This is a genomic window from Oleiharenicola lentus, from assembly GCF_004118375.1.
GTDB classification, from domain to species: domain Bacteria; phylum Verrucomicrobiota; class Verrucomicrobiia; order Opitutales; family Opitutaceae; genus Lacunisphaera; species Lacunisphaera lenta.
Window position 1 is genome coordinate 446761 of sequence record NZ_SDHX01000001.1, and the last position, 18607, is coordinate 465367.

An 18607-nucleotide genomic window follows, 5' to 3' on the forward strand; every position below is an offset into this window, starting at 1 on the left:
CTCCACCAAGCTCATCTCCGTCACCCTCCGCGTCTGGCGCCAGGCCGGCTCAGGCCAGCCCGGCAAGTTCGTCGAATACAAGGCGTCGAACCTGAACCCGAACATGTCGCTGCTCGAGATGCTCGACGTCGTGAACGACGACCTTGAGAAGCGCGGCGAGGATCCCATCGCCTTTGCCCACGACTGCCGCGAGGGCATCTGCGGCACCTGCTCGCTCGTCATCGACGGCAAGCCCCACGGCCCGCACCGCGGCATCGCCAGCTGCCAGACCTACATGCGCAGCTTTGCCGACGGCGCCACCATCACCATCGAGCCCTTCCGCGCCGCCCCCTTCCCGGTCATCAAGGACCTGATCAGCGACCGCAGCGCCTTCGACAAGATCCAGCAGGCCGGCGGCTTCATCAGCGTCCGCACCGGAGCCGCCTGCGATGCCAACGCCATCCCGATTCCGAAGCCCGTCGCCGACCTCGCGATGGACGCGGCCGCCTGCATCGGCTGCGGCGCCTGCGTGGCCGCCTGCAAGAACGCCTCCGCGATGCTCTTCGTCTCTGCCAAGGTCTCCCAGCTCGGCCTGCTCCCGCAGGGCCAGCCCGAGCGCGACACCCGCGTGCTCAACATGGTCGGCAAAATGGACGAGCTCGGTTTCGGCAACTGCACGAACCAATACGAGTGCTCGGCCGCCTGTCCGAAGCTCATCTCGCACGATTTCATCGCGCGCATGAACCGCGACTACATCGGTGCCCTCTTCCGCTCCAGTCTCAAGCCCGCCTCCAACGCCGCCGGCGGCGGCGCGGGCTGAGTTCGGCGCATCTTGTTTAGCCATCGTTGGGGCGCACCTTTAGGGCGCCCCTTCTTCTTGCCCGCATCCAGATGCTCGCCTTCGCGCGTGAAGCGGCTACAGCTTCCCGACCCCCAATGGCCAGCGGCAAACCCACAGCCATCCTCGGCATCTCCGCGTTCTATCACGACAGCGCAGCATGCCTCGTTGTGGACGGGCGGATCGTGGCGGCGGCGCAGGAGGAGCGGTTCACCCGCAAAAAACACGACCACCGGTTTCCGGAGCACGCCGTGCGCTACTGCCTGAAGGAGGCGGGGCTGACCGAGGCCGACGTGGACTATGCGGTCTTCTACGAAAAACCCTACCAGAAGTTCGACCGGCTATTGGAAACCTACCTGCACTTCGCGCCGCAGGGCTGGGCCTCTTTTTTTCAGGCGATGCCGCTCTGGCTGAAACAGAAGCTCCATTTGCCGCGCGAGATCCGGAAGGGACTGGGCAAGGGCTTCAAGGCGCCGATTTGCTACACCCGGCACCACGAGTCGCATGCGGCGAGCGCGTTTTTCCCGAGTCCGTTCGACGAGGCGGCCATCCTCACGCTCGACGGAGTGGGCGAGTGGGACACGGCCACGATCGGAGTCGGCCGCGGCAACCGCATTGAGCTGCTGAAGAGCATGAGCTTCCCGCACTCGCTCGGGCTGCTCTACAGCGCGTTCACCTATTTCACCGGCTTCCGCGTCAACAGCGGCGAATACAAGCTCATGGGCCTCGCCCCCTACGGCCGTCCGATCTATGCGGACGTCATCCGAGAAAAACTCATCGACCTGAAGGACGACGGCTCCTTCGCGATGGACCTGTCGTATTTCAACTACTGCGCCGGGCTCACCATGACGAACGACAAGTTCGCTGCGCTCTTCGGCGGGCCGGCGCGCGCACCCGAGTCGCCCATCACCCAGCGAGAGATGGACCTCGCCGCCTCGATCCAGCAGGTGACCGAGGAAATCGTGCTGGGCATGGCCCGCGAGGCGAAGCGCCTGACGGGCATGAAACATCTCTGCCTTGCCGGTGGCGTGGCTTTGAACTGCGTGGCCAACGGCCGGCTGCTGCGGGAGAAAATCTTCGACTATCTCTGGATTCAGCCCGCGGCCGGCGACGCCGGCGGTGCGCTGGGTGCGGCGATTTTCCTGCACTACCAGCTGCTCGAGAACCTGCGCCCGGCCCAGCCGGAGGACGCCATGCAGGGCTCGCTGCTCGGGCCGCATTTTGCCAACGACGAAATTCGCGCCGTCCTCGATACGGCCAAGGCACCGTATCATTTCATCGCCGACGAGGCGCAGTTGCTCGACACCGTCGCCGGGCTGTTGGCCGAGGGGAAGGTCGTCGGCTGGTTCCAGGGCCGCATGGAATTCGGCCCGCGCGCCCTCGGCGCCCGCAGCATCCTCGGCGATCCGCGTAGCGCGGCGATGCAGGCGACGATGAATCTGCGCATCAAGTTCCGCGAATCGTTCCGCCCCTTTGCGCCGAGCGTGCTGGCGGAGGATGTCGCGGAGTTTTTCGAGAATTTGCCTCACTCGCCCTACATGCTCCAGGTCGCGCGCGTCAACCGGAAGCTCGACGTGCCGGTGAGCGAGCCCGACCGGGCGAAGATGGCCTCCGATCCCGATCTCCGCCAGCGCCTCAACATCCCGCGCTCCACCATCCCGGCCGTCACGCATGTGGACATGTCGGCCCGCGTGCAGACCGTGGACGGGACGCGGAACGGCCGCTATTACCGGCTTATCCGCGTCTTCAAGCAGCGCACCGGTTGCAGCGTGCTCATCAACACGAGCTTCAATGTGCGCGGCGAGCCGATCGTCGGTTCGCCCGGTGACGCGCTGCGATGCTTCCTTAACACCGACATGGACGTGCTCGTGCTGGAGAACTGCGTACTGCACAAGACCGATCAGCCGGCGGCCTCCGTTAACCGCACCGCGTATCTCGCGGACTTCAAACTCGACTGACCATGATCCCCGATCACGAAGGCTCACTCGTCAGTCAGGTGCGGGCGCAGGCCACTCCGGCGGCTTGCCGTCGCTTCGGCTTCACCCTGTTGCTCGGACTACCGCTCGCGGGTCTGGTTTGGTTGTGCGTGTTGCGTTTTACGACCGGACGCTGGGTCTGGCCGGTTTTTGCCGGGTTTGTCTTGGCGGCGCTGCTGCTGGGTGTGAGCGCCTTGCTGGCTGCTGGCTGGGCGCGGCGGCTCTACATTGGTTGGCACACCGTGACCCGGGCGATTGAGGCCTTGCTCACTTGGTTCGTGCTGGCGGTGTTGTTCTGGCTGGTGATCTCACCGGTGGGGTTGGTTCGTCGGCGGAAGGCCTCCGCGTTCAAGTCCGTTCCGGGAAAATCCTATTGGCAGGACGTGCCGCCGGTGAAAGATCCCTCCCGCTACTACCGCCAGTTCTAAGTCATGAGCGATAAACCCAAAACCAAGTTCACCGACGTGAAACCCGCGCGCGAAAAGGGTGTGCTGGGCGAGTTCTGGGGCCTGCTCATGAGCAACAAGAAATACTGGATGTTGCCGATCATCCTGCTTCTGCTCGTGTTTGGCGTGCTGGTGATCTTGAGCGGCAGCTCGGCCGCGCCGTTCATCTACACGTTGTTCTGAGGCGCCGCCTTGATTCAGGCGGTTGGGCGGGCTTTACGGCCGGGGGTTTGTGCGCACACTCGGCGCCATGAGCACCAAAATCGCCGTTGCCATCGTTCACGGGGTGGGAATCACGAAGCCGGATTTTGCCGAGGAGATGATCGAGGAGATCAAGGAACGGTTCAGCAAGAAGACCGGGCTCGATGCCGGCGCCGCGCTTGTGTTCCGGCCTGTTTACTGGGGGCACATCCTCCAGCAGCCCGAGGACGAACTCTGGCGGCGCATGAAGCAAGGTGGGGACCTGGATTTCACATCGCTGCGTCGCTTCATGGTCAGCTTCGCCGCCGACGCGCTCGCCTACCAACCGGCCGAAGGCGAGAGGGACAAATACGAGGAGATCCACGCCGTCTATGCGCGCGAGATGTGCTGGCTGGCCGACAACGCCGGCGCCGACGCGCCGCTGGTCGTCATCGCGCACAGTCTCGGCACGATCATCACGAGCAACTATTTCTACGACCTCACCAAGTTCCGCCGGCTTGTGCCTGAGACCGTCCGCGAAGAGATGAACACCAAGCGCACGCCGCTCGAGCGCGGCGAAACGCTGGCCTGCCTCTACACGCTCGGCAGCCCCATCGCACTCTGGAGCCTGCGCTATGACGACTTCGGCCGGCCGATCGAGGTGCCGGCGGCGGCGTTCAAGGACCACCACCCGGCGCTGGTGCCGCACGCGGGTTGGGAAAATTTCTACGACCCCGACGACATCATCGGTTATCCGCTGAAGTCGCTCAACGATGCCTACGGCCAGGCGGTGAAACGCGATGTTCCGGTCAACGCCGGCGGCCTGTTCACCAGCTGGAATCCCGGCAGCCACGTCGCCTACTGGACTGACAACGATGTGACCGTGCCGGTCGCGGAAAATCTCGTGGCGCTCTGGAAGGCGATGGATTCCTGAAGCCGGCAGGAGCCGCTTTCGCAGCCATTTGCGAAAGTCTGCAACTTTTCGCGCCAAGGCGGGTTTTCATGGCATACCACATGAATCCTATGAAAACCGCTCTTATCTCCGTTCTCACCGCGACCCTTCTGGGTTTTGCTTCCCTGGCGAGCGGTCGTCCCTTCGACGCCGCCGATTTCACCGCCATTCTCTTTACCACCGGTCTCGTGGCCTGGACCGTGGCGCAATACAGCCGCGAGGCTCGTCCGCTCACGGTGGCCCGTCCGATCCGGCTCACGGCGCCCTTGGCCGTCCGCTCGGCCGCTCCGGTCGCCAGCCGCCTGGCAGCCTGATCGATCCCAGGCTTCAGTCGTAAAACCCAATCCATCGAGGCCCCGGCTAATACCGGGGCCTTTTCATTTTAGGGTGCGCCGGTGACGACGGTGCCGGAGGCATCGGCCCGGAACTTCTCTTCCTTGTCCTCCAACATGAGGATCCAAATGGTGGCGTTCAGGTCGTAGCTGGCACTGCCGCGCGAGAGGGCCTGCTCCAGCAGAGCCGCATCGGTGACGGAGGCGGCGGACAGCACGCTCGTCTGCTCGGCAAGATTCTGCGCCGGCACGGCGAAGCGGCGCGGCTCGGTGAGTTCGCCCACGGCCTTGCCCTCGAGGGAGATTTTCAGGTTCGCCCGGGTGATCACGTAGGGCACCACATTGGGGTTGCTCACTTTCCAGGTGACCTGCACGTCGCCGCCGGGCAGACGCTGGAGTCGCAGCAATTCCGCGCGCAGGCCGGCGGTGATAATCTGCATGTTGCTGGAGCAGCCGGCGACGAATAGCACGCCGAGGGCGAGGAGCAGGGGGGCGAACAGCTTCTTCATGACAAGGCGATGGTGGGAAGGAAGGGCCGGCCGGCAAGGCTTAGTCTTCCTTGGTTTTCTTCTTGGGTTCGGCCGAGCCGCCCAACTCGAGCTGGGCGATCACTCCGACGGCGGCCAGGCCCAGGATTGACGGAAACATCCACGGGTTGCCCTCGATCAGCGCCGGCACGTGGTCCGGCTGGCGGTAGTAATGCAGCCAGTCCATCTGGCTGGTGAAAAAACTGAGCGCGAGCACGGCCCGGAACGCGCCCAGCAGCGCCGTCGAAAGCACGATGAGGATCCGCTGCATCTTCACCGCCAGAAAGCCGCCGATGATGCCCAGCACCGCCCCGGTCAGCAGCGAGACCATGTGGTGGTAATTGGCCAGCAGCAGCACGCCGAGCGTGGCCCCGAAGCCGAAGCCGGCCACGAACACCGCCGCGATGTAGAGCAGGAACGCCAGCCCCGCCCCCAGCAGGGCCCCGATCACCAGCGCGGCGACCTGCGCCCCCGTCCCGAAGCCGACCGCCGTGGCGAGTGCATGCCCGGCAGCCAAGCCGAACAGGCCGCCCATCACCGAGAGCGTGATCTTGAAGACCCGGTAGCCGAAGAACACGTCGAGCACGCCCCAGGTAATGGCGCCGACGGAAATCCACGGGTAGAGTTCGTTCAGTTCCTTCATGCCGGGATCATTTCGCCAGGAAGAGCGGGGCGCCCGGCCCCATGGGCACCCCGGCGGCAATCCACACCATCAAGAGGAGGGTCCAGCCGATCAGAAAACACACGGAGTAAGGCAGCATCGTGGCGATGAGCGTGCCGATGCCGGCCTTGGGATCGTAGCGCTGGGCGAAGGTCAGGATGAGGGGGAAATAGCTGAGCAACGGCGTGATGATGTTGGTGCAGCTGTCGCCGACGCGAAACGCGCCCTGCACCATCTCGGGCGAATAGCCGAGCAGCATGAACATCGGCACGAAGACCGGGGCCAGCAGCGCCCACTTGGCCGAGGCGCTCGAGATGAGGATGTTCACCAGCGCGGCGAACAGCACCAATGCGAGCATCAGGGGCAATGGCATGCGCTCCAGCCCAAGGTGCTGGATGAACTCCGCGCCGCTGACGGCGGTGATGATCCCGAGGTTGGTCCAGTTGAAATACGCGATGAACTGCGCGGCGAAGAATGCCAGGACGATGAACGAGGCCATGGACTTCATGGTCTGCGTCATGCCGCCCATCAGGGCGTGGTCGTTCTGCAGGGTGCCTGCGGCCATGCCGTAGGCGATGCCTGGCAGCAGGCCGTAGATGAAGATGAAAAAAATCAGGCCGCGGATGAAGTAGGACTCCAGGAATGACGGGTTCTTCGGGTTGGTGAGAAACCCGCCGGGCGCGAGCGTGCCCCACAGCACCACCGCCGTGATCGCCACCACGACGGCCAGAGCGGCGGACATGCCGCGCTTTTCCCGGGGGGAGAGCGGCGTGAGCGCCTCACGCTTGGCGTCGCCGCGATATTCGCCGAGCCGGGGGGCCACGATTCTCTCCGTCACCCAGGTGCCGATGATCATGATGAGCGGGGTGGCCGCCGCCATGAAATACCAGTTGGCGAAGGCATCCACCGTGTAGGCGGGATCCACGATGTGCGCGGCCGCCTCCGAGAGGCCTGCCAGCAAGACGTCCACCGAGCCGACCATCAGGTTGGCACTGTAGCCGCCGGCCACCCCGGCAAAAGCGGCGGCGAGGCCGAGGAAGGGGTGCCGGCCGAGGGTGTGATAGAGCGCGGCGGCGAGCGGAATGAGCAGCACGTAGCCCACCTCGCTGCCGGCGTTGGACATGACGCCCACGAACACGACCATGGGCGTGACCATTTTCGCCGGAGAGTTCAGCACGAACAGGCGCAGCATGGCCCCCATCAGGCCGGTGTATTCGGCGATGCCGATGCCCAGCATGCAGGTCAGCGAGATGCCGAGCGGCGGGTAGGCGAGGAAGTTGCGCGGCAGCTCCACGATCATCCGCTGGATGCCCTCGGCCGAGAGCAGGTTCACCACGGAAACGACGGCACCGTTGGCCGGATTCGTCACCTGCACACCGAGCCGGTGGCAGAGCCAGGAGAGCACCACGACGAGGGCGGCAAGACCGGCAAACAGCGTGGCCGGATGCGGCAATGCGTTGCCGGCGCGCTCGACGCCGTTGAGGAAACGCTGCAGGCGCGAGGAAGGAGCAGGCGGGGCGGACATGGGCAGTTCAGATCGGGGGCAGGGTGAGGCCGGCGCCGGGCCCCATCGGCAGGCCGAGGGCGATCCAGGCGATCAGCAGCAGCGACCAGAAGACGAGGAAAGCGAGCGAGTAGGGCACCATCATCGCCAGCATGGTGCCGATGCCGGTGTTGGGCACGTAGCGCGAGGCGAAGCCGAGGATGAGCGGGAAATACTGGTTCAGCGGCGTGACGATGTTGGTGCAGCTGTCGCCGACGCGGTAGGCGCCCTGCACGAGTTCGGGCGAGTAGCCGAGCAGCATGAACATCGGCACGAAGATCGGCGCCAGCAGCGTCCACTTGGCCGAGGCGCTGCCGATCACGAGGTTCACGACCGCGGTGAAGATCACCAGCGACATCATGAGCAGGATGGGGCTGCCCTGGAGGTTGAGATCCTTGATGACCCCGGCGCCCTTCACGGCCATCACCGTTCCGAGGTTGGTCCAGTTGAAATAGGCAAGGAACTGCGCCGCAAAGAACGCCATCACGATGTAGGAGCCCATCGCGGAGACCGAGGCGTCCATGCCGCGGATCACGTCGTTGTCGTTGCGGATGGTGCGGGCGCCGATGCCGTAGGCGAGGCCGGCGATCAGGCCGTAGAAGAAGATGAAGAAGATCAGCCCGCGGATGAAGTAGGAGGCGAGGAAGGTCGGGTTCTTCGGATCAAGCAGGAAGCCGCCTTCCGTGAGCGTGCCCCAAAGCACGAGGCCGGTCAGGCCCAGCACCGCGGTCACGGTGTAACGCAGACCGCGTTTTTCGTCGGCGCTAAGCGGCTTGATCGGCTCGGGCTTGGCGTCGCCCGTGTAGGTGCCAAGGCGCGGCTCAATGAACCGGTGGGTTACCCAGGTGCCGACGGCGGTGATGAGCACGGAAGCGGCCACGAGAAAATACCAGTTGGCGGCCGGGTTCACCAAAATGCCGGGCCGCACCACGGCCGCGGCGGCCTGGGTGATGCCAGCCAGCAGGGCGTCGATGGTGCTGAGCACGATGTTGGCACTGAAGCCGCCCGCCACACCCGCGAACGCCGCCGCCAAGCCCGCCAGCGGATGCCGGCCGGCAGCGTGAAAGATCGCCGCGCCCAGTGGCACGAAGAGCACATAACCCACATCGGCGCCGGAGTGAGACAGGATGCCGCCGAACACCACGATCGGGGTCAGCCAGCGCCGCGGCGAGGCCAGCACGATCAGCCGCAGGCCGGCGGTGATGAGCCCCGTGCGTTCGGCCACCGCGATGCCCACGAGGCAAGCCAGCACGGTGCCAAGCGGTGGGAAGGCCACGAAGTTGGGCACCAGCTGCGTCAGCATCCGGTGCAGACCCTCGACGTTGAGCAGGCTGATGACCGGCACCGGCTGGCCCGTGGCCGGATGGGTGACGGAGACCCCCATGCGGGCGAAAATCCACGACAGCAGCACCACCACGACGGCCAGGAAAGCGAACAGGGTTGAGGGGTTGGGCAGCAGGTTGCCGACGCGCTCGATTGTGTTCAGAAACCGCTGAAACGCCGAGGTCTGAGCGGCCGGGGCGGGGGATTGTGTCATATCCCCGATGCAACCGCCGACACAGCCGGCGTCAATGCCCGCCGTTACAGGTTTATCACAAAGCGAGTGCCCGGACGCTTTCGATCACGATCCAGGCGACGCCGAACATCAGGCCCCAGCGCAACAGGCTCTTCAGGAGCCGGCGGCGCAGCAGCCCGCGCCGGAAATGATCCGCGCTCAGTTTGTTGAAGGCCTGGAAGGGGGGCCGGCTGAGCAACTGGTCATACTGCGTGGGCTTGTGCCAGCTCGAGCGCACATAGAGCTCACCGCCTCCTTGGGGCAGGGGCAGGTGGTTCAGCAGGCGGCGGAGCGGAGTCGGCATGGCGGCGGGAGGACAGGGATCGTCAAAATAGCGCTTTCGTTCAATGGGTTTCCCGCTATCTCGACACCTTTCACGCCCACTTTACCCACGATGCATTCTTTACACTACGTCGGACAAAAACTCCACTGCGAGTCGGTTGATCTCGCCGCCATCGCCCAACTGCACGGCACGCCGACCTACGTCTATAGTGCGCAGACGATTGCCAACAACTACCAGCGTCTCGCCGCCAGCCTGACCGGCCTGGATTTGCAGATCTGTTACGCGATGAAGGCCAACTCCAACCTGGCCATCCTGCGCCACTTCGCGAACCTCGGCGCGGCCTTCGACCTCGTGAGTGGCGGCGAATTGCGCCGCGTAACCGCCGCAGGCGGCGCGGCCAACCGCAGCGTCTTCGCCGGCGTGGGCAAGTCCGAGGCCGAGATCCGCCTGGCCATCGAGGCCGGCGTCTATGGCTTCCACGTGGAGAGCGAGCCGGAGCTCGCCCGCATCAACCACGTCGCCGGCCAGCTGGGCAAAAAGGCGCCCATCGCCATCCGCATCAACCCCGACGTGGACGCCAAGACCCACGCCAAGATCACCACCGGCAAGAGCGACAACAAGTTCGGCATCCCGCTCAAGCATGCCGCCGAGGCCTATGCCGCCGCCGCAAAATTCCCGCACCTCGAGATCAAGGGTGTGCAGATGCATATCGGCTCCCAGCTCACCTCGGTCACCCCCTTCGCCGAGGCCGTGGCCAAGGTCGTGCCCTTCGTCGCCGAGCTCAAGAAGACCTACGGCATCTCCTATTTCAGCATCGGTGGCGGTATCGGCATCATCTATCAGGACGCCCTCGCCAGCGGCCAACAGTCCTGGTGGGACGCCAAGCCCGAGGCCGAGCGCCCGCTCACGCCCGAGACCTACGGCGCCACCCTCAAGCCGCTGCTCGCCCCGCTCGGCCTCAAGATCCTGCTCGAGCCCGGCCGCTTCCTCGTCGGCAACGCCGGCGTGCTCCTCTCCCGCGTCGAATACCTCAAGCGTGGTGCGAACAAGAACTTCCTCGTCGTCGATGCCGCGATGAACGACCTTGTGCGACCGGCCATGTATGAGGCCTACCACGAGATCGTCCCGCTCACCCGCGACAGCGCTCGCCCCGCCCTGAAGGCCGACATCGTCGGCCCGATCTGCGAGTCCGGCGATTGCTTCGCCAAGGACCGCACGCTCCAGTCCGTCGGCGAGGGTGAACTGGTCGCCTTCATGAGCGCCGGCGCCTACGGCTACACCATGGCCAGCCGCTACAACACGCGGGCGCAGGCCGCGGAGGTCTTGGTCTCCGGCAGCCGGTTCGAGCTGGTCAATGGGCGCGAAAGTTTTGAGTCTATGATCGCCGGGGAAAAGATCCCGGCCTTCCTCAAGACGTGATGAAAGACCAAGGACTTGGTCGGCCAAATCCGGGTTCTGTCACTTCTCGGAGGTTGCGCAGTCCCCAGTCTTTGGTCCTTTGTCCCTAGTCCCTTCCCCCATGTCCGATTCGCGCCCTCTCCACTTCACGGTCATCGGTGCGGGTGCATGGGGCACGGCGGTGGCGGTCCATCTCGCCCGCCGCGGCCAGCGCGCGATGCTCGTCACCCGGCGGCCGGAACATGCCGTCACGATGCAGCTGGCGCGCGAAAACCGTGACTACCTGCCGGGGGTGAAGCTGCCGGAAACGCTGAGTGTCACGTCCGACCTTCGGGCCGCGCTGCTCGAAGCCGAGGTCGCGCTCATCGCCAGTCCGTCGCATGCCTTGCGCGAGTGGTGCAGCCGCATGCAGGCCGAGCTCGGCGGCGCGGGCCAACTGCAGCTGTTCATCAGCCTCGTGAAGGGCCTCGAACTTGGCACGCTGCTCCGCCCCAGCGAGGTGATGGCGCAGGCCTTTCCCGGCCTGAATGTCGCCACGCTCACCGGCCCGACCAACGCCTCCGAGGTCGCGCAGGGTCTGCCGGCCGCCGTCGTGCTGGCCGCGGCCCGGCCCGGTGAGTTCGTGGACCGGGTGCAGGCGGCCATGAGCGGTTCAACGCTCCGCCTCTACACCAGCGACGACCTCGCCGGGGCCGAATACGGCGCCAGCCTCAAGAACATCTACGCGATCAGCGCCGGTTTTTGCGACGGCCTGAAGCTCGGGGACAATTCCAAGGCTTCGCTCATCACCCGCGCCCTCACCGAGATGGTGCGCGTGGGCGAGACACTCGGCGCGAAGCGCGAGACCTTCTACGGCCTGAGCGGCTTCGGCGACCTCGTGGCCACCTGCCACGGCGCGTGGAGTCGCAACCGCCAGTTCGGCGAACAGATCGGCGCGGGCGCCGCCGTGGCCGACCTGCTGGCCGGCCGCAAGACCGTCGTCGAGGGTTACCGCACCACGCAGGCGCTCCATGACCTGTGTCTCCAGCGCGGCATCACCGCCCCGATCCTCGGCGAGGTCCATGCGATCCTTTATCAGGGCAAGAAGCCGATGGACGCGCTGATGTCGCTGATGACCCGCGAGCTGAAACGCGAGACGCACTCGCCGTTTCCGAGGAAATAGGCGGCTTCAACAAAGGTGGCGCGCGTTGCCCGTTCGACGGGCTCAGGGCCTTGAGCCTGCCGAAACGCTCCCCAACGCGCTGAGGATGTCCGCTGCGCTGCCAGCGCCCTGAGGAGCAGGTCGCTCCACCTCCTGATTTCTAGACTATCGCCTCCGCGAATCGCGGCTGCGCAGCGGCGTGGCGGCGGTGGATGTCGAGATAGGTCTCGTCCACGAGACGGTCCACGGCGGTGCCGGTGAGGAACTTGGCGCTGAAACCCGGCTTGTCCGGGTCAAGGGCGTTGCGCACGGCCAGCAGGAAGTCGCGGATCAGCTCGCGCGGGTTTTCGTCGCCCACGGAGATGCGGATGGTGGTCGGCGTGATTCCGGCTTCCCTGAGCGCGGTCTCACCGAGCTCGGAATGAGTCGTGAGCGCCGGGCACAGCACCATCGTGTTGCTTTGGCCCAGCGACACCATGTGGCCGAACATCGGGGTGAGTGTGTCGTAGAAACGTTCGAGCGTGGTCCGCGAGATCTTCGCCTTTTCGAAGTGGATCGTGAACAGCGGCGCGGGCAGGCCGAGGTAGGACAGGCGTCCGGTCACCGCGTGGTTGGCATCGGCGGGATTGGCCGGGCCGCTCACCGTGACCTGCGGGTGCGAGGCGAGCCAGCGGGCGAAGATCGCGGTGTTGATGCATTTCCGCAGCATGCGCGCCTCGAGCGTCTTCATGCCGGTGAGCACCTCGAAGGCCTTGTCGGAGTCGAGGAAGGCGCCCTTCACGTAATAGACATTCCAGAAGAGCGTGTCGCTCCACGAGTGACCGGCGGGCGACTGCCCGCCCTTCGGGATGAACATCTGCTCGTTGCGCCCGATGACGACACCGGCGGTGGTCGTGCCGTGGCCGGTGAGGTCCTTGGTGTAGCTGTGCAGCAGGAAGTCGGGGCGCTCGGCGGGATCGGCGGCCTGGAGCGGCCGCACCAGGAACGGCGTGGCGACGGTCCCGTCGAGGATGACGGTGAGGAGTTCGGCGTGCGCGGCGCGACAGATGGCCGGCACATCGAGGAACACGCCGTGCGGGTTGCAGGGACTCTCGAGATAAACGTAGATGCGCCGGCCGGCGGCGAGCCGGTCGTGGTGTTGCGCGCGCACCCGGGCCAAGGCGGACCGGAAGTCAGCCTCCGTGGTGCCGTCGAAGAAATGCACGGCCACGTCGAGGTTGCTGCGCTTGCCGAACCAGTCGTGGATGAGCTGGTAGGCCCCGCCGTAGATGTTGCGCGAGGAGAGGATGATGTCCTCGTAGCCGACGAGGTGGGAGAGGACGCCGTCGATCGCCGCCATGCCGGAGTTGAAGTTCCAGGCGAGGTATTCACCGGCGTGCGGCCCGCACTCGACGTCCACGATGTGATTGGCGAGCGTGATCGACGTCGGGTTCATCAGGCGCGAGTAGATCTCGTGCAGCATCTCGCGCCCTTGGAAGGCGTCGTCGATCCACTCCGAGCAGGCAAACAGGTAGGTGGCCGTGCGCGTGATGACAGGGTTGGCCGAGAAGAGCGCCGTGACGTTGTCGAAGACCGGATAGGGCCCCTTCGCCAGTGTCGTGGTGTTGGAGTAGCCCAGCGACTGGTGGGTCTTGCGTGTGGGATTTTGCAGCGTGTCGAGCAGCTTCGCGAGCTGGAAGCTGAGGAACTTCTTCGCGTTGAAGAGGGCGAGCCGGTCCTCGCGGGGCAGGCGCGCGAGTTCCCGGGTGGTGGTTTCCCAGAGCTCCATCACGTCGCCATGCGCGGCGTAGAGCTTCTCCGCCAGCGCCAGCAGCGGCCGGCCGGTGGGGCTGCGCGGATCGATACTGAAGTGGGCGAGCTGTTCGAGCGCGAGCGCCCGGGTGGTGGTGGCGCGGCTGGTCTTGCGGCGGGGGGAGAGGAGGCGGGCTTCGGCGACGGCATGCGTCGGCTCTTCGGGGATCTTGGGCTGGCGGGACGGGGTGGTCTTCATGACCAAAGTTTAGTCCCGGACGCTTATGACACAAGCGGCGAAGCGGGGCGCAATGATAGGTGGCGCGCGTTGCTCCACAACGCGCTGACGCCTTCCGTTGCGGCTGAAGCGCCCTGGGGAGCAGGTCGCTCCACCTGCTATGGCTTAAGTGCCGCTCAGTCCTTCGCCTGTTCGATCTCGGTCACGCGACCGCCTTGGAAGGTGATGCGGATGCGCTCCTCTTTTTCCTCGCGGTAGGTGTCAGCGAAGACCGGGCGGTAGTGGACGCGGTAGCTGCGCAGCAGCGGGTCGTAATAGACGCGCCGGTGGTAGCCGACTTGGTCCCGGCCGTCGTAGCGCGTGTAATAGGTGTTGTAGATCCAGGTGACCGTGCGGCCATTCTCGGTCACGCGCTCGCGCTGTTCGTCGGCTTTACCGAGGGCGAGATAGACCATGTCTTCGTTGTAGCCGATGTCGATGATGCCCTGGAGGATTTTGTCCTGGGTCTCACGGTCGAGTTTGTAGAAGACCTCGGGTTTTTCCTGGATGCGGCGCTCGACGGTCTGGCAGCCCACGAGGAAGCCCAGGCTGGTGGCGAGCACGAGGGTGCGGAAAAGTCGGTGGTTCATGATGGGCATACTGACTTGCGCGGACGGGGCCGGGTTCCGGCCAAAATGTTCACAGTTTCAATCGGCGCAGGCGCAGGGCGTTGGCCACGACGGTGATGGAGCTCAGGCTCATGGCCGCTCCGGCAAACATCGGGCTGAGCAGCCAGCCGGTGAACGGGAAGAGCGCTCCCGCGGCCAGGGGCAGACCGGCGGTGTTGTAGGCGAAGGCCCAGAAGAGATTTTGCCGGATGTTACGCATTACGGCGCGGCTCAGATGCACGGCACGGACGAGGGCGGCGAGGTCGCCCTTCACCAACACGAGGCCGGCGCTGTGCATGGCCACGTCGGTGCCCGTGCCCATGGCGATGCCCACGTTGGCCGCGGCCAGCGCGGGAGCGTCGTTGAGGCCGTCGCCGGCGAAGACCACGCGTTCGCCGCGAGCCTGGTGCTCGCGCACGAGATCCTGTTTGCGGGCCGGCGTGACCTCCGCGTAGAAGCCGTCGAGCCCGAGTTGCTGCGCCACGGCCCGGGCCGCGGCGGTGCGGTCGCCCGATACCATGACGATACGCAGGCCGAGCCGCTGCAGTTCGGTGATTGCGGACGCCGCGCCGGTTTTGAGCGTGTCGGCGAGGGCGATCACGCCGGCCTCGCGACCGTCAATCGTCACGCTGACGAGGGTTGCCGTGGGATGTTCGGGCAATTCGTAGCCCGCGGCGGCGCGGCTCAGCTCCACGCGGCGTTCCTCGACGGTGGCGCTGACGCCGGCGCCGGGTTTGGCTGAGAAGTCGTGCGCGGGGGCCAGCGGCAGGCCGCGCGCCTTGGCTGCCGACACAATGGCCCGGGCCAGCGGGTGCTCGCTGCTGGATTCGGCGGAGGCGGCAAGGCGGAGCAGTTCGGATTTGTCGAGATTGCCGGAAGTGCGGATGAAGGTGACCTGCGGCCGGCCGAGCGTAAGCGTGCCGGTCTTGTCGATGAGCAGGGTGTTCGCGCCGGCCAGAGCCTCCAACGCGGCCGCGTCCTTCACCAGGACGCCGGCCTGCGCGCCGCGGCCGATGCCGGTGACGAGCGAGACGGGCGTGGCGAGGCCCAGCGCGCAGGGGCAGGCGATGATGAGGACAGCCACGGCGTTCAGCAGTCCGTAGAGCCAGCCTTGTTCCGGGGCGAACAGGCCCCAGGCGAGGAAAGTAATCGCGGCGATGGCGAGCACAGCGGGCGTGAACCACGCGGAAACCCGGTCGGCGAGTCGCGCGATGGGGGCCTCGCTTTCGGTGGCGGCTTGAACGAGCCCGACGATCTGTGCGAGCAGCGTGTCCGCGCCGACACGCTCGGCACGATAAACGAAGGAGCCGGTGGTGTTCAGCGTGCCGGCGCTGACTTTGTCGCCGGAATCCTTGGTCACGGGCAGCGGTTCGCCGGTGAGCATGGACTCGTCGATCTCGGCCGTGCCCCCAGTGAGCACGCCGTCCACCGGCAGGTTTTCGCCGGGGCGCACGCGGAGTTGGTCGCCCGGATGGATGGATTCGACCGGCACGTCTGTTTCGGAGCCGTCGCTCCCGATGCGGTGCGCGATCTTGGGTGCGAGGTCCATGAGGGCACGGATGGCCGCGTCGGTGCGGGCGTGGGCGCGTTGCTCGAGAATCTGGCCGAGCAGCACGATGGTCGTGATGAAAGCCGTGGCCTCGAAATACAACGGCACGCCGTGGTGCGTCTGGTATTCCGCCGGGAAGCGACCCCAGAACAGCATGGCCGCCGAGCTGTAGAAATAGGCCGCGCCGGTGCCGGTCACGGTGAGCGTGAACATGTTGGTGTCACGCTCGCGGATGGATTTCCACCAGCGGCGGATGAACGGCGCGCCGGCCCAGAAGAAGATGAGCGTGGTCAGGAGCCATTGCAGCCAGCCGCTCATGAGCGGTGAAAATTCGTGCACGAGATCCGGGGCGAACATCTCGCCCATGGCCATGAACAGCACGGGGATCGTCAGCGCGGCGGCGACGTAGAGTTTCGGCCGCAGGTAGCGCTCGTGCGGCAGACCCATGTAAACGGGTTCGCTGGGCGCCGGCACCTGCATGCGCGCTGAGGCTGCGCCGTGGTGATGACCATGCCCGGCCGGATGGTTGGACGGAGAAGAATTCACGGGGAGGTGGGTTTTGTGACCGGCACCGCGCCGGGTCGCAGGAGCAGCCCGGCCAGACCGGCGGCTGCGGTGATGTCGTAGGCGCTGCAGAAGGCCGGCCACCAGGCAGGCACTCCCGGATTCACGAACAGATGTTCGTGGAAGAAATCATAGACGCCGTGCCCGAAAAGGGCCACGACCACCAGCCAGAGACTGGATTTGAATCCGAGGACCGCCAGGAGCACGAATCCGACAATGCCGATGGATTCGAGGGCCAGCGCGGTTCGCGAGCCGCCGATGGCCGCGAACAGACCATACAGCAGGGCGATGACGATCATCACGGTTGGGTAAAACGCCCGGTCCCGGTCCAGGCCGACAAATCGGGCGAAGAAGAAGGCGGCGACGGCGAGGCCTATGCCGATGAGGTATTCCATGGGAGAGAAGAGGTGTTGAGTGGACCGGCGGGCTCAGAGCCAGCGGCGCACGGTGGATTGATAGGTTGTGAACTGACGTCCGAAGAGGTTGGTCAGGATCCGCTCCTCAGGTCCGATCTGGAGCCGGTTCATCAGCGGGATGAACAGCATGGCAAGGCCGAGCCCGAGGGCGTTGCCGAGAAACAGGCCCCAGCCCAACAGGACGAGTAGCATGCCGAGATACATCGGGTTGCGCGTGTGCCGGTAGATGCCGGCTACGACGAGGTGCGAGGCGGCGGCGGGTTGCAGCGGGTTGACGGTGGTGCGCGCCCGACGGAAGGCGACGACGCCCAGCCCGGCGACAACCACGCCCGCCCCGGCCAGGCCGACGGCGAAGAAGGTGGCTCCCGGCACAGTGAAGCCCAAAGCGGGCGTGAAATGCGCGGCCGCTACCATGGCTGATCCGAGGAGCAGGCCAACGACGACGGGCGGTATTCTCAGTTCGAGAGCGTGCATGGTCGGGAGCGGATCAACGGGAACGGTGGCGGCGGAGCAGGCGGCTGTAGTCCCACAGGGCGAGCGCCAGCAGGGCGTTGAGGTCGTGGCAGCGGCAGCGGAGTTGCGACTGGCACTGACAGGAGCGGTTGCACCCGCATGAGGGGATAGAGGTTTGGGCGGTGGATTTCTTCATGGGATGAATGTTGGTTTCATCCCGGAGACGGAGCCGCTCCGACAATCTTACAGGAATCTTTCAGGAATCGTCCCGCTCGGCGCAGTCGCAATCCAGACAGGAGCCTTGGGCGCAGTCGCCGCAGAAAGTTTCAAGCCGCGCGCGCAAGTCCTTGCGGGCCCGGTGCAGGGTGACACTGGCGCTGTTCGGCGTCATTTTAAGCGCCTTCGCGGCGGCCTGCACGGATTCACCGTTCAAGTCCACGCGGCGGAGCAACTCGGCGTGCTGGGGTTTCAGCGTGTCCACCACGCCGCCTAGGCAACCGCACAGTTGCGGCTCCAAGCCCTTGGGCGCGGCGGTGATGTCCTCGCCCAACGCGGCGATCATTTCGCCGAGCCCGTCATGCCGCCGGCGCACGGAGCCGCGGGCGCGGTAGTGGTCCACGACGGCGTTGCGCAACAGCTGGTAGAACCAGGCGGTGAGCTTGGCGTCGTCCTGCACCTCGTCGGCATGCTTGAGCGCCTTGAGCAGGCCGTTTTGCAGGATGTCCTCCGCCTCGGCCTCGCTGCCGACGCGTGCCGCGAGGAACGCTTTGAAGGCGTTGCGGTGCGAGTTGAGCTCGGCAGCGAGCTGGTCGGGGCGGCGGGCCATGGCGGGTGGTCAGGGGTGCTTGGTCGGGGCGGGCTGCTCCCCTGTCTTATCGGGGGGAGTGAGTTGAGCCAGATATTTTGCCGGGTCCTTCTTGAATTTCGGCACGCACATCTTGCAACAGAAGCGCACGAGCCGGTCGGGCTGGCCGGCCTGGCGGTAGATGAACTCCACGGGCTTGCCCATGCCGCCGAGTTCCTCCTCGGAGACGAGGCAGGTCTTCAACGGGTAGGCGGCGCGGGCGCTGGCGAGCCAGGCGGCGTCTTTGTCGGTGGGGCTGACGAGCTCGCCGGCGGGGGCTTCGGTGGCCCGGAGCGCCGCGGTGGCGAACAGGCTGAGCAGCAGGAGCAGGTTTTTTATTTTCATGGGAGGAGG

21 protein-coding genes are annotated in these 18607 nt (G+C 65.7%); 8 read left to right on the forward strand and 13 right to left on the reverse strand.

Going from position 1 to position 18607, the window contains the following annotated elements:
* Positions 1 to 13: 13 nt before the first annotated feature.
* From ESB00_RS01845 to ESB00_RS01870, 6 genes are all read left to right on the forward strand, one after another.
* Positions 14 to 799 (forward strand): succinate dehydrogenase/fumarate reductase iron-sulfur subunit, encoded by a 786-nt coding sequence (locus ESB00_RS01845; protein ID WP_164976212.1) that lies wholly within the window; start codon positions 14 to 16, stop codon positions 797 to 799.
* A gap of 116 nt (positions 800 to 915) precedes the next feature.
* Complete coding sequence (locus ESB00_RS01850; protein WP_129046028.1) at positions 916 to 2775, forward strand: carbamoyltransferase family protein; 1860 nt, start codon at positions 916 to 918, stop codon at positions 2773 to 2775.
* A gap of 2 nt (positions 2776 to 2777) precedes the next feature.
* Complete coding sequence (locus ESB00_RS01855; RefSeq protein ID WP_129046029.1) at positions 2778 to 3221, forward strand: hypothetical protein; 444 nt, start codon at positions 2778 to 2780, stop codon at positions 3219 to 3221.
* 3 nt (positions 3222 to 3224) lie between these two features.
* Positions 3225 to 3422 (forward strand): DUF5989 family protein, encoded by a 198-nt coding sequence (locus tag ESB00_RS01860; RefSeq protein ID WP_129046030.1) that lies wholly within the window; start codon positions 3225 to 3227, stop codon positions 3420 to 3422.
* Positions 3423 to 3489: 67 nt separating this feature from the next.
* On the forward strand, positions 3490 to 4353 hold the full coding sequence (locus tag ESB00_RS01865) for a chemotaxis protein (protein ID WP_129046031.1): 864 nt from the start codon (positions 3490 to 3492) through the stop codon (positions 4351 to 4353).
* An 89-nt stretch (positions 4354 to 4442) separates the two neighbouring features.
* The gene (locus ESB00_RS01870) at positions 4443 to 4685 is read left to right on the forward strand and encodes a hypothetical protein (protein ID WP_129046032.1); all 243 of its coding nucleotides are present in this window, start codon (positions 4443 to 4445) and stop codon (positions 4683 to 4685) included.
* Positions 4686 to 4753: 68 nt separating this feature from the next.
* Here the strand turns inward: ESB00_RS01870 and ESB00_RS01875 are convergent, their stop codons facing one another.
* Genes ESB00_RS01875 through ESB00_RS01895 form a run of 5 tightly spaced genes read right to left on the reverse strand, consistent with a single transcriptional unit; the run spans position 4754 to position 9293 of the window.
* The gene (locus tag ESB00_RS01875) at positions 4754 to 5212 is read right to left on the reverse strand and encodes a YgdI/YgdR family lipoprotein (protein WP_129046033.1); all 459 of its coding nucleotides are present in this window, start codon (positions 5210 to 5212) and stop codon (positions 4754 to 4756) included.
* Between the two features lie 40 nt (positions 5213 to 5252).
* A complete protein-coding gene (locus tag ESB00_RS01880) occupies positions 5253 to 5873 on the reverse strand; it encodes a TM7S3/TM198-like domain-containing protein (RefSeq protein WP_129046034.1) in 621 nt (206 codons plus the stop codon).
* Positions 5874 to 5880: 7 nt separating this feature from the next.
* Positions 5881 to 7416 (reverse strand): AbgT family transporter, encoded by a 1536-nt coding sequence (locus ESB00_RS01885; RefSeq protein ID WP_129046035.1) that lies wholly within the window; start codon positions 7414 to 7416, stop codon positions 5881 to 5883.
* Positions 7417 to 7423: 7 nt separating this feature from the next.
* The gene (locus ESB00_RS01890; RefSeq protein ID WP_129046036.1) at positions 7424 to 8971 is read right to left on the reverse strand and encodes an AbgT family transporter; all 1548 of its coding nucleotides are present in this window, start codon (positions 8969 to 8971) and stop codon (positions 7424 to 7426) included.
* A gap of 55 nt (positions 8972 to 9026) precedes the next feature.
* Entirely contained in the window at positions 9027 to 9293 is a 267-nt protein-coding gene (locus ESB00_RS01895; protein ID WP_129046037.1) for a hypothetical protein, read from the reverse strand.
* Positions 9294 to 9383: 90 nt separating this feature from the next.
* Between ESB00_RS01895 and lysA the strand changes: the two genes are divergently transcribed.
* A complete protein-coding gene (gene lysA, locus ESB00_RS01900; protein WP_129046038.1) occupies positions 9384 to 10691 on the forward strand; it encodes a diaminopimelate decarboxylase in 1308 nt (435 codons plus the stop codon).
* Positions 10692 to 10791: 100 nt separating this feature from the next.
* Entirely contained in the window at positions 10792 to 11832 is a 1041-nt protein-coding gene (locus ESB00_RS01905; protein ID WP_129046039.1) for an NAD(P)H-dependent glycerol-3-phosphate dehydrogenase, read from the forward strand.
* A 139-nt stretch (positions 11833 to 11971) separates the two neighbouring features.
* On the opposite strand, the gene ESB00_RS01910 is transcribed toward ESB00_RS01905, so the two are convergent.
* From ESB00_RS01910 to ESB00_RS01940, 8 genes are all read right to left on the reverse strand, one after another.
* Positions 11972 to 13801: a PLP-dependent transferase gene (locus ESB00_RS01910; RefSeq protein WP_129046040.1), complete on the reverse strand. Its 1830-nt coding sequence runs from the start codon at positions 13799 to 13801 to the stop codon at positions 11972 to 11974.
* Between the two features lie 155 nt (positions 13802 to 13956).
* On the reverse strand, positions 13957 to 14409 hold the full coding sequence (locus tag ESB00_RS01915) for a hypothetical protein (RefSeq protein ID WP_129046041.1): 453 nt from the start codon (positions 14407 to 14409) through the stop codon (positions 13957 to 13959).
* A 49-nt stretch (positions 14410 to 14458) separates the two neighbouring features.
* Positions 14459 to 16522 (reverse strand): copper-translocating P-type ATPase, encoded by a 2064-nt coding sequence (locus ESB00_RS01920; protein WP_246026394.1) that lies wholly within the window; start codon positions 16520 to 16522, stop codon positions 14459 to 14461.
* A complete protein-coding gene (locus tag ESB00_RS01925) occupies positions 16519 to 16935 on the reverse strand; it encodes a hypothetical protein (RefSeq protein ID WP_129046042.1) in 417 nt (138 codons plus the stop codon). The genes ESB00_RS01920 and ESB00_RS01925 overlap by 4 nt, the downstream gene beginning before the upstream one ends.
* Before the next feature lie 33 nt (positions 16936 to 16968).
* A complete protein-coding gene (locus ESB00_RS01930; protein WP_129046043.1) occupies positions 16969 to 17430 on the reverse strand; it encodes a methyltransferase family protein in 462 nt (153 codons plus the stop codon).
* Positions 17431 to 17443: 13 nt separating this feature from the next.
* On the reverse strand, positions 17444 to 17605 hold the full coding sequence (locus ESB00_RS19525) for a hypothetical protein (protein WP_164975982.1): 162 nt from the start codon (positions 17603 to 17605) through the stop codon (positions 17444 to 17446).
* A 60-nt stretch (positions 17606 to 17665) separates the two neighbouring features.
* Complete coding sequence (locus ESB00_RS01935; RefSeq protein WP_129046044.1) at positions 17666 to 18235, reverse strand: RNA polymerase sigma factor; 570 nt, start codon at positions 18233 to 18235, stop codon at positions 17666 to 17668.
* 9 nt (positions 18236 to 18244) lie between these two features.
* Positions 18245 to 18598 (reverse strand): hypothetical protein, encoded by a 354-nt coding sequence (locus tag ESB00_RS01940; protein ID WP_129046045.1) that lies wholly within the window; start codon positions 18596 to 18598, stop codon positions 18245 to 18247.
* Between the last annotated feature and the right edge of the window lie 9 nt (positions 18599 to 18607).

Excerpts from the sequence above, each read along its gene's own strand:
- ESB00_RS01895 (WP_129046037.1), bottom strand. The coding sequence starts at position 9,293 with ATGCCGACTCCGCTCCGCCGCCTGCTGAACCACCTGCCCCTGCCCCAA.
- ESB00_RS01875 (WP_129046033.1), bottom strand. The coding sequence starts at position 5,212 with ATGAAGAAGCTGTTCGCCCCCCTGCTCCTCGCCCTCGGCGTGCTATTC.
- ESB00_RS01910 (WP_129046040.1), bottom strand. The coding sequence starts at position 13,801 with ATGAAGACCACCCCGTCCCGCCAGCCCAAGATCCCCGAAGAGCCGACG.
- ESB00_RS01935 (WP_129046044.1), bottom strand. The coding sequence starts at position 18,235 with ATGGCCCGCCGCCCCGACCAGCTCGCTGCCGAGCTCAACTCGCACCGC.
- ESB00_RS01940 (WP_129046045.1), bottom strand. The coding sequence starts at position 18,598 with ATGAAAATAAAAAACCTGCTCCTGCTGCTCAGCCTGTTCGCCACCGCG.
- ESB00_RS01870 (WP_129046032.1), top strand. The coding sequence starts at position 4,443 with ATGAAAACCGCTCTTATCTCCGTTCTCACCGCGACCCTTCTGGGTTTT.
- ESB00_RS01885 (WP_129046035.1), bottom strand. The coding sequence starts at position 7,416 with ATGTCCGCCCCGCCTGCTCCTTCCTCGCGCCTGCAGCGTTTCCTCAAC.
- ESB00_RS01860 (WP_129046030.1), top strand. The coding sequence starts at position 3,225 with ATGAGCGATAAACCCAAAACCAAGTTCACCGACGTGAAACCCGCGCGC.
- ESB00_RS01925 (WP_129046042.1), bottom strand. The coding sequence starts at position 16,935 with ATGGAATACCTCATCGGCATAGGCCTCGCCGTCGCCGCCTTCTTCTTC.
- ESB00_RS01905 (WP_129046039.1), top strand. The coding sequence starts at position 10,792 with ATGTCCGATTCGCGCCCTCTCCACTTCACGGTCATCGGTGCGGGTGCA.
- ESB00_RS01930 (WP_129046043.1), bottom strand. The coding sequence starts at position 17,430 with ATGCACGCTCTCGAACTGAGAATACCGCCCGTCGTCGTTGGCCTGCTC.
- ESB00_RS19525 (WP_164975982.1), bottom strand. The coding sequence starts at position 17,605 with ATGAAGAAATCCACCGCCCAAACCTCTATCCCCTCATGCGGGTGCAAC.
- ESB00_RS01915 (WP_129046041.1), bottom strand. The coding sequence starts at position 14,409 with ATGAACCACCGACTTTTCCGCACCCTCGTGCTCGCCACCAGCCTGGGC.
- lysA (WP_129046038.1), top strand. The coding sequence starts at position 9,384 with ATGCATTCTTTACACTACGTCGGACAAAAACTCCACTGCGAGTCGGTT.
- ESB00_RS01890 (WP_129046036.1), bottom strand. The coding sequence starts at position 8,971 with ATGACACAATCCCCCGCCCCGGCCGCTCAGACCTCGGCGTTTCAGCGG.
- ESB00_RS01850 (WP_129046028.1), top strand. The coding sequence starts at position 916 with ATGGCCAGCGGCAAACCCACAGCCATCCTCGGCATCTCCGCGTTCTAT.
- ESB00_RS01880 (WP_129046034.1), bottom strand. The coding sequence starts at position 5,873 with ATGAAGGAACTGAACGAACTCTACCCGTGGATTTCCGTCGGCGCCATT.
- ESB00_RS01865 (WP_129046031.1), top strand. The coding sequence starts at position 3,490 with ATGAGCACCAAAATCGCCGTTGCCATCGTTCACGGGGTGGGAATCACG.
- ESB00_RS01855 (WP_129046029.1), top strand. The coding sequence starts at position 2,778 with ATGATCCCCGATCACGAAGGCTCACTCGTCAGTCAGGTGCGGGCGCAG.